Origin of the sequence: Paraburkholderia oxyphila NBRC 105797, from assembly GCF_000685075.1 — a bacterium.
Taxonomy (GTDB): Bacteria; Pseudomonadota; Gammaproteobacteria; order Burkholderiales; family Burkholderiaceae; genus Paraburkholderia; species Paraburkholderia oxyphila.
This window is the reverse complement of the sequence record NZ_BAYD01000107.1, coordinates 1-13,582: the sequence shown is the minus strand read 5'-3', so window position 1 is coordinate 13,582 and position 13,582 is coordinate 1. Positions and strand designations below refer to the sequence as shown.

General features: G+C 66.1%; 11 protein-coding genes and 1 pseudogene. 6 read left to right on the top strand and 6 right to left on the bottom strand.

Annotation, left to right across the window (positions count from 1 at the left end; all coding sequences use genetic code 11):
- Window positions 1-11 precede the first annotated feature (11 nt).
- From BO1_RS39300 to poxB, 5 genes are read right to left on the bottom strand one after another with little or no spacing between them, the layout of a single operon-like run.
- The gene (locus BO1_RS39300) at window positions 12-1,505 is read right to left on the bottom strand and encodes an efflux transporter outer membrane subunit (protein WP_245644017.1); all 1,494 of its coding nucleotides are present in this window, start codon (window positions 1,503-1,505) and stop codon (window positions 12-14) included.
- Window positions 1,498-3,585: an FUSC family protein gene (locus BO1_RS54655; RefSeq protein WP_043288519.1), complete on the bottom strand. Its 2,088-nt coding sequence runs from the start codon at window positions 3,583-3,585 to the stop codon at window positions 1,498-1,500. Before BO1_RS54655 ends, BO1_RS39300 begins: the two co-directional genes overlap by 8 nt.
- Window positions 3,586-3,607: 22 nt before the next feature.
- A complete protein-coding gene (mdtN, locus tag BO1_RS39290; RefSeq protein WP_028222257.1) occupies window positions 3,608-4,663 on the bottom strand; it encodes a multidrug transporter subunit MdtN in 1,056 nt (351 codons plus the stop codon).
- Window positions 4,664-4,685: 22 nt separating this feature from the next.
- A complete protein-coding gene (locus BO1_RS58400) occupies window positions 4,686-5,030 on the bottom strand; it encodes a YtcA family lipoprotein (protein WP_084688601.1) in 345 nt (114 codons plus the stop codon).
- 5 nt (window positions 5,031-5,035) lie between these two features.
- On the bottom strand, window positions 5,036-6,757 hold the full coding sequence (gene poxB, locus BO1_RS39280; RefSeq protein ID WP_028222255.1) for a ubiquinone-dependent pyruvate dehydrogenase: 1,722 nt from the start codon (window positions 6,755-6,757) through the stop codon (window positions 5,036-5,038).
- Between the two features lie 422 nt (window positions 6,758-7,179).
- Between poxB and BO1_RS39275 the strand changes: the two genes are divergently transcribed.
- Complete coding sequence (locus tag BO1_RS39275; protein WP_028222254.1) at window positions 7,180-7,593, top strand: response regulator transcription factor; 414 nt, start codon at window positions 7,180-7,182, stop codon at window positions 7,591-7,593.
- 29 nt (window positions 7,594-7,622) lie between these two features.
- Here BO1_RS39275 and BO1_RS39270 read toward each other — a convergent pair whose 3' ends face one another.
- The gene (locus BO1_RS39270; protein ID WP_028222253.1) at window positions 7,623-8,432 is read right to left on the bottom strand and encodes an acetoacetate decarboxylase family protein; all 810 of its coding nucleotides are present in this window, start codon (window positions 8,430-8,432) and stop codon (window positions 7,623-7,625) included.
- Window positions 8,433-8,696: 264 nt separating this feature from the next.
- Between BO1_RS39270 and BO1_RS39265 the strand changes: the two genes are divergently transcribed.
- The 5 genes and pseudogenes from BO1_RS39265 to BO1_RS54640 all read left to right on the top strand — a co-directional run bounded on the left by BO1_RS39265 (window position 8,697) and on the right by BO1_RS54640 (window position 13,414).
- A complete protein-coding gene (locus BO1_RS39265; RefSeq protein ID WP_043288514.1) occupies window positions 8,697-9,362 on the top strand; it encodes a response regulator transcription factor in 666 nt (221 codons plus the stop codon).
- A gap of 18 nt (window positions 9,363-9,380) precedes the next feature.
- Entirely contained in the window at window positions 9,381-10,205 is an 825-nt protein-coding gene (locus BO1_RS54645; RefSeq protein WP_052409773.1) for a sensor histidine kinase, read from the top strand.
- Window positions 10,206-10,414: 209 nt separating this feature from the next.
- Window positions 10,415-11,173 (top strand): dimethylarginine dimethylaminohydrolase family protein, encoded by a 759-nt coding sequence (locus BO1_RS39255; RefSeq protein WP_028222251.1) that lies wholly within the window; start codon window positions 10,415-10,417, stop codon window positions 11,171-11,173.
- Between the two features lie 99 nt (window positions 11,174-11,272).
- A complete protein-coding gene (locus BO1_RS39250) occupies window positions 11,273-11,737 on the top strand; it encodes an Lrp/AsnC family transcriptional regulator (RefSeq protein WP_028222250.1) in 465 nt (154 codons plus the stop codon).
- A gap of 147 nt (window positions 11,738-11,884) precedes the next feature.
- Window positions 11,885-13,414: pseudogene (locus BO1_RS54640) on the top strand (amino acid permease).
- The last annotated feature ends 168 nt before the right edge of the window (window positions 13,415-13,582 follow it).

Sequence of the window (13,582 nt, the reverse complement as noted above, 5' to 3'; positions counted from 1 at the left end):
GGCCCGCCCGTTCAATGGGCATCGTCCGCCGCTCGATACCCGCCGCCCAGCGTCTTCGTAAGCGCAATCGAGGCCTGCAGGCTCTGGCTGCGCAGTTGCAGCAGGGCCAGCCGCTCCTGGATCTGCGTCTCGCGCGCTTCTTCCACCTGCAGCCTGTCGGCCAGCCCGCGCCCGTAGAGGGCGGAAGCGCTGTCGAACGCGAACTGCACATCGTCGAGCTTGCGCTGCTGCATGCCGGTCCGCTCGTTGAGGTCCTGCAGCTCGCTCCCGGTTTGCGCCACGTCGCGCACCGCGTTCAATACGGCCTGGTTGTACTGGAAGATGGCGGTGTTGCTCGCGGCGCGCTCGCCGCTGAGCGAGGCGTTCAGCCTGCCGCTGTCGAACACCGGCAGCGAGAGGCCGGGGATGATGTCGATCTGCTGGCTCCGATGCAGGAATAGCTGGGAGAGGTCCAACGCGTTGAAGCCGAAGAAGGCCTTGATATCGAAGTTCGGATAGAACGCCGCTTTGGCGGCGTCCACGCGCCTGAGCGATGCCACGACATACCAGTGCAGCGCCTGCAAATCGGGGCGGCGAGCGAGCAGCTGGAAGCCGAGGCTCGGCGGCACGCCCGTCGCGAGCGCAGGGAGCGGCTTCGGCGCCAGTGCGGCGAGCCCGGTCGAATCGGCGCCGAGCAGCGCGCGCAGCGACTCTTGAGCGGTCGTCACCTCGTTGGTGGTCTGCGCGATCTGCTGATTGACCGAGAGCAGGCGCGCTTCGGACTGCCTGGCGAGTGTTTCAGGCTCGAGCCCCCGCTCGAAGCGCAGACGGTGTGCATCGAGCTGGACGGCAAGCGCATCGCGCTCCTGTTTCAAGAGGTCGATGCTCGCGTACGCGGTCTGCACCGTGTAGTAGATGCGCGCGATATCGGTCGAGAGCTCGAGCGCGATGTCCGCCTCCTCCGCCTTCTGCGCGTTCTCGACGCCCACCGCCGCCGCGATTTGCGCCCGATGCAGGCCCCAGATGTCGATATCCCATGCGCCGTCGAAGCCCACGAGGCCGGTCGTGTACCACGGGCCGTCCGCACCTATCCCCGGGTCCTTGCCCGCATAGGCGCTCAGAAAGCCGTTCGAGGACACGCGCTCGCGGTCGATGGCGGCCGACGCGTTGATCTGCGGGCCGGCTGCCGCCAATGCGAGCCTGGCCTGCGCATGAGCCAGCGCAACGTGTTCGCGCGCGATGGCCATGGACGGCGAAGCCGAGAGCGCACGCTCGATCAGCACCGTGAGTTGCGGATCGTCGTATTGCTGCCACCATGTTTCGGATGGCCAGCTTCCCGCCGGCACCGCCAGCTCTGTGGGCAGTTGAACGCGCGAGGCATCGACCTGCGCGACCGCGCCGGAGTCATGGTGTATCAACGCACAAGCGCTCAGCATCGCGGCGCACGCGGCGGCCATACAGCGCGAAAGCGCTCGCGAATGCGCGCTTCGACGCTTGCGACGCACGTGCGGGATGGCGTTAATCATGATGCACACCGGCTTGCCGCGCCAACGGGGAAGCGGCGGCGTCGCCCACCCAGTCGGGCAGGCTCGACACGGCACGGCGGACACGCTCGGCTTCGGCGATCAGTTCCGCGCCGCGCTCATCCCCACCTGTGCGATCCTCGATCACGCCCGGCAGGCGCGGCGCACTGGCCGATGGCGCAGGCTCGGAGAGCCCTCGCGCGTAATCCTCGATGGCCGACGCCGCGCGCGACGCGAAATCGCGCAGGCGCTCGTCCAGACGCGCCGGCAACGCCGCGCCGGCGGCATCGGATGCACTGCGCAACGCGTCCGCGGCGAGCAGCAATTCGCGCGCGGCCGCCAGCACCGAGTTCGCCAGCAGCGTCACGCGCTCCTCCTCGCCTTCGCGCCAGGTAGGCTCGAGCGCCACGCGCAGCAGCAAGCCCTCGCAGTCGCTGAGCGCGGCCCATGCCGCGATGCGCGCGTGCGCCACAGCGGACGTCTCGCCCTGGGCATCGCCGGGCGCGAGCAACTTCGCGATCGAGGCGAGGCTGGCCGAGAGACGGCGTCTGAGCAACGCCGCCTCGCCCTCGGGCCAGAGGGTGATCTGCACGAAGGTCGCCACGGCAATGCCGAGAAAAATCCCCACCATGCGGTCGCGAATCTCAGTCAGGTCGAACGTGGGCGCGAATTGCTCGAGAAACGCCAGCGAGAACGTGAACATCAATTGCACGCCCGCGTAGCTGATGCGCTCGGAGCCCGCGGCAACCCACGCGCCCGCGAACAGCACGGGCAGCACGGCCACGAGCAGCGCCGCGATGCTGTCGATTTGCGGCAGCACGAAGACGACGACGAAGAGCGCGAGCAGACTGCCGGCCACCGCGCCCCAGAACCGCAACACCGCGCGCCGGCTCGATGCGCCCAGGCCCGGCTGGGCGACGACGAGGCACGTCAGCATCACGGTATGGACGCCTTGCCAGTCGGCCGAGTTATAGAAGAGGTAGCAGACGAGCACGGCAAGCAAGGTCTTGAGCGCGAACTGGCCATAGACCGGATTGGTCCACGCATCTTTTGCGAGGACAGGCTGGCGCGGCGGCGGATGCATGTCCACGGTCTGCGCCGTCATGCAGGCGCCCAGATCCAGCAGTGCGCGATTCATCGAGACGAGCGCCCACGGCGGCTCGGCGGCCTGAGTCGAAGCGGCGTTGGGATCGGTCTGCGGCGCTCGAGGCGCTGCCATCACAAACGGTTCATCGTTCTCTATCGCGCGAGCCAACATACTGCATGCGTCGCGCAGCGCCCTCCCGCGCGCGGCAAGTGGCGCTGAAAGAGCCGCAAATGGACGCAGGTTCGACGCGGCGACATAGAGGTTCGACACGGCGGTCACGGTGGCGAGGTCGCGCGACTGCGCGAGCGCGTCGGCCTTGCCGCGCATGCCCGAGAGTCTCAGCAGCTTTTGCAGCGCGGTCGTGGTGGCTTCCACATCGTGCGCCGTCAACGGCGCGCGAACGGACGAACCGTCGAGCCATGCGTCGAGGCACGCCTGCACCACCGCGAGCTTCGCCACCATCAGGCGGCGCATCTGGTCGCGCGGCTCCGCCGGCAGCAGCAGCGAGTTGATGATGAGCGTGACGGCGATCGGATAGCTCACCGCGGCCCAGACCCACAGCGTCGCACGCACGATCGATTCCGCGTCCTCGGTCACGTCCACGAAGGTCTGCACGTAGATCGTGACGAGCGCCGCCACGAAGAACACGATGCCGAACTGGAAGATCCGCATCGCGTAGAGGCAGCCAAAGAAGATCGCGCTGGCGAAAACGATGCGCAGCAACGGGACGTCAAACGTGAGCTTGAGCACCAGCACGGCGCAGCCCACCGCAAGCGTGACGCCCGCGAGAAACAGGAACGCAATCAATCGGGTAACGACGACGTTGGCCTGTGTCGCGTAGAACACGACAATCAGCGACACGGCGAGATAGGGAACCTCGAGCGTCATCGATGCGACGATCACGATCGCCGAAGCGGCGATGGCGCGCAGCGCGACGTTCATGCGGCCCGGGAACGGCGCGAGCTCGTCGTGGAGGAAGGGCAGAAGGCGCGTCATCGTTCAGGATGCCTATGCATGGTCAGCCCGCGTTGTGCCGGTCCTGCCGGCTGCCCGGGTGAAACGTCGCCACTGCCGAGGTGCCGACGCGAAAGAGCTCGGGGTCCGGGTCCTTGACCAGGATCTTCACCGGAAAGCGCTGCGAAACATGGACCCAGTTGATGCTGCGCTGCACCTGCGGCAAGCCCTGGGCGAGGCCGCCGCCGTCTTCGGGCGCGACGCCGAAGCCGACCGAATCCACCTCTCCCTCGAAATGCTTCGCGGTATTGCTCATCAAATAGACGGTGGCCCGCGTGCCGCGCCGGATGGCGGCCAGCTCGGTCTCGCGCAGGTTCGCGATGACGTACCAGTGTGTCGTGTCGATCAGCGTGAACACGGGCGTCGAGGCGGAGGCGTACTGGCCGCGCGTCGTGCGCAGCGAGACCACCACGCCGTCGAACGGCGAGCGCACCGTCGCGTATTCGAGGTTCAGCGCCGCGGTGGCGATTTCGGCCTGCACCACCGCGCGTTGGGCTTCCAGGGCGTCCACGCCGCTGATCGCGGCCGTTGCCTCGCGGGCCTGCAGCTCGGCCGCGGCGAGCTCCGCCGCCGTGCTTTGGGCCGAGGTGCGCGCCTTGTCCAGATCGTCGGCCGAGACGTAGCCCTTCTGCACGAGCGGCTCCATGCGATGCAGCGTATCCGCCGCCTGCCGCGCGGCGGCCCGCGCGCGCTCGACGCTCGCCTTCGCCGCCGATGCGTTGAATACCTGCGCGTTGACCGAGCGCTGCGTCAGCATGATCTGCTGGTTCAGTTGCTCGAGCGACGCGCGGGCGCGGTCGAGCGCATCCTGAAAGGGACGCGGGTCGAGCTGGAACAGCAGATCGCCTTTTTTCACGCGCTGGTTGTCCCGCACCGCGAGATTCACGATCCGCCCCGAGACCTCGGGCACCACGTTGATCGTATCCGCGTACACGTAGGCGTCGTCGGTGCGCGGCTCGGTATCCACGCGCCAGATCACCAGCACGCCCACTGCGATAGCCGCCAGCAAAAGAAGCAACGTGAACAGTTTCTTCTTGCGGCCCTGAGTGCTTGCTTCCATGTATTCCCGTTTTCGTCAGACCTCAGAAGAACAGCAGCCAACCCACGAACGCGAGCAGCGCGACGAGTGACGGATAGCCGACAGCCGGCGGATCGAGCCAGTCCTCCAGCCCCGCGCGCAACAACAGGATCCGTATCACGACCGCCGCCACGACCGCGCCCACGAGGCAGAACAGCCAGTCGGGGTAATAGGCGCCCAGCACGTTCGTGGAGGGCGACCGGCTGCAGCCCTGCAACAGCACGCAGGCCCACGCCGTGCGTCCCCATCGCGCGGCGCCGGGCGCATGGGCCCATCCCCGCGCGCGGCTTGCGCGGCGCGCGGGGATGGCGTCGCCGCCATGGCGGGGTCGAGCGACACGCCGTGCCATTGGCGCTAGCGCAGCAGATTGACCTTCGCGAGATCGACGAGCTCCTGCCCGCGGCCGTCCATGACCGCCCGCATCAGGAACAGGCCAAAGTGGGCCGCCTCGTCGAGCGTCGTGACGGGCGGCATCACCAGCTCCTGGCGCGCGCTCACGACATCGACGAGCGCCGGGCCCGCATGCGCGAACGCCTCGCGCAAGCCGCCCTCCAGCTCCTCGGGATGCTCGACGCGCACGCCCTTGATCCCCATCGCGTTGGCCATTGCCGCAAAATTCGGATTCTTCAGATCGCAGCCCGTATCGGGAAAGCCGCCCGCCTTCATCTCCAGCTCGACGAAGCCGAGCGTGCCGTTGTTGAGCACGACGATCTTCACCGGCAGCCCCGTTTGAATGAGCGTGACGAACTCGCCCATCATCATCGTGAAGCCGCCGTCGCCCGACATCGAAATCACCTGGCGGTCCCTGAAAGCCGCCTGCGCGCCAATCGAATGCAGCATCGAATTGGCCATCGAGCCGTGATTGAACGAGCCCACGAGCCGGCGCTTGCCGTTCATCTTCAGATAGCGGGCGGTCCAGGCGATCGGCGTGCCCACGTCACACGAGAAGATCGCATCGTCGGCGGCAAGCTCGCTCACGAGACGCGTCACGTACTGCGGATGAATGGTGCTGCTGCCGGGCCTCGGCTCCGCCAGCGCATCGAGCTCCTTGCGCGCATGCCGGTAATCGTCGAGCGCGCGATTGAGGAAGCTCGCGTCGGTTTTTTCGTCGAGCATCGGCAGCAGCGCGCCGAGCGTGTCCTTGACCGTGCCCAGCACGCCCAGCTCGATCGGGCAGCGGTTGCCGAGCGCTTCGGGCCGCACGTCCACTTGCGCGATGCTCACGCCCTCGGGATAGAACTGCCGATAAGGAAAGTCCGTGCCCAGCATGAGCAGCATGTCGCAACTCTTCATCGCGGCATAACCGGAGGCAAACCCGACCAGCCCCGTCATGCCCACGTCGAACGGATTGTCGTACTCGAGGTGCTCCTTGCCGCGCAGCGAGTGCACGATGGGCGCCTTCAGCTTGCGCGCCAGCTCGACCACCTCGTCATGCGTGTCCTTGCAACCCGCGCCGCACAGCAGCGTGACGCGCGGCTTGCGGTTCAGCAGCTCCGCGAGCCGCGCCACGTCCGCATCCGCTGGCCGCAGGACCGGCGCGGCGGGCATGCTCCAGGCCGGCACCGGCTTCTCCAGCGTGCCGAGCGCCACGTCGCCCGGCATCACGACCACGGCGACGCCCTTGCGCGCGACGGCCGTGCGGATCGCGCGGCCGAGGATCTGCGGTAGCTGCCCGGGATTCGACACGAGCTCGACGTAGTGGCTGCAGTCCTTGAACAAGGCCTCGGGATGGGTGGCCTGGAAATAGTCGATGCCGATTTCGGTGCTCGGAATATGCGCGGCGATGGCCAGCACCGGCACGCCGCTGCGCTGGCAGTCGAAGAGCCCGTTGATGAGGTGCAGGTTGCCGGGGCCGCAGCTGCCGCAGCAGACGGCAAGCTGCCCGGTGAGATGGGCCTCGGCGCCGGCCGCGAATGCGGCGCTTTCCTCGTGCCGCATATGGACCCACTCGATGGAGCCATCGCGCCGCAGGGCGTCGGTGAATCCGTTCAGCGAATCGCCCACGACACCAAAGATGCGCTGCACGCCCGCCTGTGCTAGCGCGCCAACTAAATAGTCCGCCGCCGTCTGTGCCATTTCAGGTCCCCAGTATGGGTTGAGGAATCGCCACGGGCGCCGCGCGCATCGCAGCGCGCCGCCGTTGCGTGAAGCATTGACGCATGAGTGAATTCTGGAGAGCGCACCCCGTTGGCGCGCTCGCCGCAGCACGGTTTTTGTCCTGCGAGCACGGATGCGCCGCGCCCGAGCTGTTGCGCAAGGCCGGGGTTATCGCGTCCTGAGCGGACAAAGCGGCGCGCGCGGGCGCCGTCGCTGGCACAAGAGACAACACAGCAGCCTCCATGTTCGATTCCTTCACACGCTCACGCGTGCTGAACTCTTGCACGGGGACCGACCATACGTTGGTATGAGGTCATATATCAGCACATGACACTACTGTGATGATCGAGCCAACCCGCTCCACCTACCAATCTGCACTAATCCGCACGCCGGACATCACCATGACCCGATCGCCTGTGATTGCAGTAGTCGACGACGACGCATCGATCCGGCAGGCGATCACGAGCCTGATTCGCTCGCACGGTTACGCGGTTTATACGTTTTCGTGCGCCGAGGACTTCCTGCATTCGCTCTACTTCGAAGTCACGCAATGTCTGATTACCGATGTCCATATGCCGCACATGAGCGGCATGGAGCTCTACCTTCAGGTTCAGGAGAAAGACGCGCGCATTCCTGTCATTCTGATGAGCGCCTCCTGCGACGATCAAAACATCAGGAATGCCAGGCTCTCGAGCACCTGCCGGGTCCTCGCCAAGCCCTTCGACGACGCACGCCTGCTCGACTCGATCGAACACGCCCTCGAGCCGCGCGCGCGCCGTGTCCAGCGTGCGCTGCCGCCTGGGCAAGCGCTGTGAGCCCGGCATGGCGGCAACGGGCGCGCATGCTATTTACCCAGGCGCGTGAGGTCTTCCAGCAGCTTCAGGTCGGTGACCGAATACGCCAATGAAAACCGGAAGCCGCCGCCCACCTTCACCGGGCCGAACGCGCAGATCTCCTCGCCGCGCGCGTCGGGAAACAGCAGCTCGGCATCGCCGGCCCACGCGTCGGCCACGCTGAGGTTGTCGGTGACCGAGAGCACCAGTTCGTCGACGGCGGGCTTGTCGTGCAGGCCCGCCACGAGACTCGCGAAATAGCGCCGGTTGACGGTCGGACGCGCGAGCAGCGACTTCGGATCCGCCACGGGCTGGCGCAGCGTGATGCGCGCCTCGGCTAGCCGTTCGCCGTGGGCCGAGAGACTTGCGCCGAAGCGCGAGCCGGACGCCACGGGTGCCGCCGCCGCGCTCGGCGCCGCAAACGTGCGGGTCTGGTACACCGATGCGAGCTTCTTCGGAAAGCCTTGTGCCCAGCCGCGCGCGAGCGCCGCGTCGTTGTCGACGTAGATGTACGGGCACCACATGACCGGCGTGCCCTTGTGAACGGCATCGACGAGAAACAGACATTCGCGGTACTGGTAGCGGGCCGGGTCGAGAAACTCGTCATCCTGCGCCGTGAACTGCCAGTCGATGAAGAGGACCACGCCGTGCCCGGCCGTCGAGGGGTCGGGGTCGAGGCCGGGCGGCAATGTCGCCGCCGTGGCCTCGGGCTCGGCCCAGAACTCGGCGCCGATGACGTCGCCCGAGTAGTGCCACGGCGGCGGCGGATTGATGGAGGCCTTCCCGAGCGGGGAAAGCGGCGCCATGTAACCTTTGAGCATGGGAATCTCCGCAGGGTGACCCGTTCAACGGCAACGGCATGGGCCGGTAGTGGTCCGAGGCCCGTTCACGTTAGCGCCACGATGGGCCCCGAACCACTGTACGTACACATGCCAACGGGCCCGACCTTCGTATAGGGTCCTCATCCGATCGTTCAGGCGGGTGCGTCCGCCACGTTGTAAAACTTACCTACTCTGCAGCGCCGCCAAGGGCCGGAGATAATCGAGCCTCGCCAATACGCGCCCTCGAGGGCGAGCGGGGGCATCATGGACACCGTCTCGAACGATGCGCTGCCGGCAACGGCCGGCCCTATCGCCTACGTGATCGACGACGACGAATCGCAGCGCAAGGCGTTATCGAGCCTGCTGCGCTCGACCGGCATGCGGGCTGAAGTATTCGGCTCCTGCGATGAATTTCTGCGCTTCGAGCGGCCGGAGGTGCCCAGTTGCCTCGTCCTCGACGTGCGCCTGCAGGGGTATAGCGGGCTCGTGTTCCAGGACCAGCAGGCGCACAGGCACAACCCGATCCCCATCGTTTTCATCACGGCGCACGGCGACGTCTGGATGTGCGCCAAGGCGATGAAATCGGGCGCCGTGGATTTCCTCACCAAGCCGCTGCGCGACCAGGAAGTGCTCGATGCCGTGGCGCTGGGCATCGAGCGCGATTCGGAACGCAGGCGCTCGCTTGCCGCCCACGCCGACCTGCAGCAGCGCTACGCGACGCTCACGCCGCGCGAGCGCGAAGTGATGTCGCATGTGTTGCGCGGCTCGCTCAACAAGCAGATCGCCACGGACCTGGCGCTCAGCGAAGTCACGGTGAAGATGCATCGGGGCCAGGTGATGCACAAGATGGGATCGCGCTCGGTGGCCGACCTCGTCCAGAAGGCCGGGCTGCTGGGACTCGCCCGGTTCCAGCCGGACCCGGCCCGCTAGCGCCGACGCCGTGCGTCCATGCTCAGGCTTGCCGAATTGCTCGCACTCGCAATGTTGCTTGCTTCGGTGCTTGCGCTCGCGCTGCTCGTGCAGCGCCAGAGCAAGCGCAAGACGAGCCGAACACATCTTCAGGATGCCCAGGCATTGCTCAACGAAGCCATGCGTCTCAGCCTGCTCGAGGAGCTGACGGCCTCGATCGCCCATGAGATTGCCCAACCGCTCTCGGCCATCGTGCTCGATGGCCAGGCGTGCCTGCGGTGGATGCGCCAGGACAATCCGCCCACGCACGAGATGCGGGACTGCGTCGAGCGGATGACGAGCGACGGCCGACGCGCGGCCGAGACGGTGGAGCGGGTTCGCCAGCGCCTGCGACGGCCCCCGCCCCAGTTGATCCCCACGTCGATCAACGACGTGGTGCGGGCCTTCGCGCCGCTCCTCGCGCAAGAGATGACTCAACACCGCGCGACGCTCGAACTGCGCCTGTCGCCGGCGCTGCCCCAAACGCTGGCGGACGCCGGCAAGCTCCAGCAGGTCTTCATGAATCTCACGCACAATGCGCTGCAGGCGATGAGCGGGATGAACGAGCGGCCCGCCCGCATCGTCATTGCTTCATGGACCGATGAAACGGGCGCGCTGGCCGTCTCGGTGGCCGACAATGGCCCCGGCATTGCGTGCGAAGACCTCGCGCAGATCTTCGAGCCGTTCCATACGACCCGGGACGGTGCGCTGGGACTGGGCCTTGCGATCTGCCGGTCCGTTGTGGAAGCGCACGGCGGCGAAATTCACGCCATCAACAATCCCGACTGCGGCGCGACTTTTCTCATCACGCTGCCGCCCGCCTGAATCGCGAACCGTTGGCGAAAAGCGCCTGCTCGGCACGCCACGCAAGGCCCTCTGCCGAATCCGCTGCGTGCCGCATGCAATTCGACGCGATCGGCTGTGGGCGCAGCCGAAATCGACACGAATTGCTCAATTTGACCTCCGATAATGGTCTGGACACAACACACCTGCCCCGTGCGCCGCATGGGTGCATGAATACCATGGAGGAGTCAATGCAATTCACCCAAGCGATCGTTCGCCGTCCCGCGCCTTCCTGCGGCGCGGGCCTCACCACCGCCGCGCTCGGCGCGCCCGACTACGACAAGACGCTCACGCAGTTCCAGACGTACTGCGCGACGCTGCGCCAGCTAGGCGTCGAGCTGACCGAGCTGCCGCCGCTGAACGCCTTCCCCGATTCGCATTTCGTCGAGGACGTTGCGGTCGTGACGCCGGAATTCGCGGTGATCACACGCCCCGGCGCACCCGCACGGCGGGGCGAGACCGAGCATATCGAAGCGGCGCTGGCCGCGCATCGCGACCTGCTGCCGATGCGTGACGGCCGCCTCGACGGCGGCGACGTGATGCTGGTGGGCAAGCGCTTCTATATCGGCCTGACGGGCCGCACCGACGCCGACGGCATCGCCGCGTTCGAGTCGCTCGTGTCACGCTACGGCTACACGGTCGTTGCGGTACCGGTGGGCGCCGGCCTGCACCTGAAGTCGGTCGTCAACGCACTCGGCGACGACACGCTGCTCGTCACCGAAGCGTTGAGCGCGCATCCGGCGTTCGCCGACTATCGCCGCATCGCGGTCTCGGCCGCCGACGAATACGCCGGCAACACGCTGCGCGTGAACGGTGCGCTGATCACGCCGGCCGGCTACCCGCGCGTGCACGACGCAATCGCCAAGCTCGGCCTGCCGCTGCACGTGATCGACACGAGCGAGTTCCGCAAAATGGATGGCGGCCTGACCTGCCTGTCGCTGCGCTTCTAGCCGGCTGGCGTGCGGCCCGCTTCGGCCGGATAATGTGGGTCCCGCGCGCAACGGGAGACATTGCGCGCACGAGCCACGACCCGACCGGAGCAAACGCGGATGACCGACAAGAAAATGCAGCTCGACAAGATCGACCTCCGGATCCTCGACATCCTGCGCAACGACGGACGGATTTCGTACCGCAAGCTTTCGGAACTCGTGAATCTCACGCCGCGCCCGTGCCAGGCCCGCGTGGAAAGGCTCGAAGCGCTGGGCATCATCGAAGGCTACCGGGCGGTGATCAAGGCGCCGCGCGCGACCAAGCCGATCGTCGTGCTCGCGCAGATCGTGCTGGCCGATCATGGACGTTCGCAGGCGCCGTTCGAAGAGGAAATGCGCGCGAACCCGGCCGTGCTCGATTGCTGGCTCGTCAGCGGCACCTTCGACTTCCTCGTGCGGCTCGCGTGCGAAGACCTCGACGAGTACCGGCGGATCGCGAACGACTGGCTCGAAAGCACGCGCTACCGGATCGAGAAGATCGTGACGACGGCCGAGCTGCAGGCGATCAAGCGCAGCGTTGTTTGACGCGGCGAGGTGCGGTCGAAACGCGTTCGATACGGCAGCATCGGGCGGGCGAGCGGCTGGCAGTGCTGATTTCGGCTCGAACAATCGGCCTGTCGATTCGGATTCCGAATCAAATCGACAGGCTCGAATTCATTCTGGGTGAACATTATGGAAGCTTTGCAAGCGGCAGGTGAGACGGCCGTATCGTCTGGGACGACGCTCAAGCGCCGTCTGCAGGGCCGCCACATCGCGATGATCGCGATTGGCGGGTCGATTGGTACGGGGCTGTTCGTTGCGTCGGGCGCGTCGATCGCGCAGGCGGGGCCAGGCGGCGCGATCGCCGCGTATATCGCGATCGGGATGATGGTCTATTTCGTCGTCACGGGCCTTGGCGAGATGGCCGCGCTGATGCCGGTGTCAGGCTCGTTTGCGATCTACGGCGAGAAATACGTGGACGAAGGCTTCGGCGTCGCGCTCGGCTGGACCTACTGGTACAGCTGGGCCGTCACGATCGCGATCGAGCTGGTCGCCGGGCAGATCGTGATGCGCTACTGGTTTCCAGCCGTGCCGGGCATCTGGTGGGGCGCTGGGTTTCTCGTGCTGATCTTCCTGCTGAACACGCTGTCCGTGCGCGGCTTTGGCGAATCGGAGTACTGGTTCTCGCTGATCAAGGTGGTCACGGTGATTGCGTTCATCGCGGCCGGGCTGCTGATTGGCGCCGGCGTGCTGGGGAACGGGCACACGGCCGGCTGGCACAATTTCACGACTGGCGACGCGCCGTTCGTTGGCGGGGTGCACGCGATGATGAGCGTGGCGCTGATTGCCGGATTCTCATTTCTCGGCACTGAACTGGTCGGGATCACGGCGGGCGAATCGGAGAATCCGCGCAAGACGATCCCGCGTGCGGTGAAGCAGATTTTCTGGCGCATCATGCTGTTTTATGTGCTCGCGATCTTTGTGATCGGGCTGCTGATTCCGTACACGGACCCGAACCTGCTCAAGAGCGACGTGACCGACATTGGCGTGAGCCCGTTCACGCTGGTGTTCAGCCACGCGGGCTTCCGGCTTGCTGCCGATGCGATGAATTTCGTGATTCTTACGGCGGTGTTGTCGGCTGGCAATTCGGGTACTTATGCGGCGATGCGGATGCTGTATAACCTCGCGGCGGAAGGGCGTGCGCCCGCCATGTTCGCGACGCTGTCACCGGGTGGTGTGCCGCGTAATGCACTGTATGCGACGATGGCTGTGGGTGGGCTGTGCTTTCTCACTTCGCTCGTTAATAATCAGAGTATCTATCTGTGGCTGCTGAATACGGTGGGCATCACGGGCTTTATCGCGTAGCTTGGGATTGCGGTCTGTCATTACCGGTTTCGGAAGGGGTTTTTGAAGCAGGGCTTCCGGCTCGAGCAGTTGCCGTATCGGGCGAAGTGGTTTCCGTTTGGGCCGCTTTTTGCTATCGCTGTGTGTGTTGTGATCTCGCTTGGGCAGGATTATCAGGCGTTTTTTGCGGCTCGCGTCGACTGGATGGAGGTGCTGTCCATCTATGTCTGGATTCCGCTGTTTGTGGCGATATGGTGGGCTTATCGGCGTGCGCGCAAAAGCCGGCTCGTGAGGTATGAGGAGATGGAGATTCGGCCGTGGTTGACACGCTCGGTTGAGGCGGTTGATGCGGCGGTCGCGCGGCACGAGCAGGCGTAGTGATCATTTGGGGGCGTTATCCGGGCGCCCTTGCCCGGCGCCCTTGCGCTGCGCTCTGCGACTCGCTGGAGCGTTGCGGGACCGGGCAGTCCCGCGTGGACGTGCGTTCCGCCATGACGTATATGGCGTTGGCATTTCCTTGTTTTCGCGGCGGGCCGCAGGCGTTGC

Bases quoted from the DNA above. Each gene is read 5' to 3' on its own strand.
- BO1_RS39300 (WP_245644017.1), bottom strand. From the start codon at position 1,505: ATGATTAACGCCATCCCGCACGTGCGTCGCAAGCGTCGAAGCGCGCAT.
- BO1_RS54655 (WP_043288519.1), bottom strand. From the start codon at position 3,585: ATGACGCGCCTTCTGCCCTTCCTCCACGACGAGCTCGCGCCGTTCCCG.
- mdtN (WP_028222257.1), bottom strand. From the start codon at position 4,663: ATGGAAGCAAGCACTCAGGGCCGCAAGAAGAAACTGTTCACGTTGCTT.
- BO1_RS58400 (WP_084688601.1), bottom strand. From the start codon at position 5,030: ATGGCACGGCGTGTCGCTCGACCCCGCCATGGCGGCGACGCCATCCCC.
- poxB (WP_028222255.1), bottom strand. From the start codon at position 6,757: ATGGCACAGACGGCGGCGGACTATTTAGTTGGCGCGCTAGCACAGGCG.
- BO1_RS39275 (WP_028222254.1), top strand. From the start codon at position 7,180: ATGACCCGATCGCCTGTGATTGCAGTAGTCGACGACGACGCATCGATC.
- BO1_RS39270 (WP_028222253.1), bottom strand. From the start codon at position 8,432: ATGCTCAAAGGTTACATGGCGCCGCTTTCCCCGCTCGGGAAGGCCTCC.
- BO1_RS39265 (WP_043288514.1), top strand. From the start codon at position 8,697: ATGGACACCGTCTCGAACGATGCGCTGCCGGCAACGGCCGGCCCTATC.
- BO1_RS54645 (WP_052409773.1), top strand. From the start codon at position 9,381: ATGCTCAGGCTTGCCGAATTGCTCGCACTCGCAATGTTGCTTGCTTCG.
- BO1_RS39255 (WP_028222251.1), top strand. From the start codon at position 10,415: ATGCAATTCACCCAAGCGATCGTTCGCCGTCCCGCGCCTTCCTGCGGC.
- BO1_RS39250 (WP_028222250.1), top strand. From the start codon at position 11,273: ATGACCGACAAGAAAATGCAGCTCGACAAGATCGACCTCCGGATCCTC.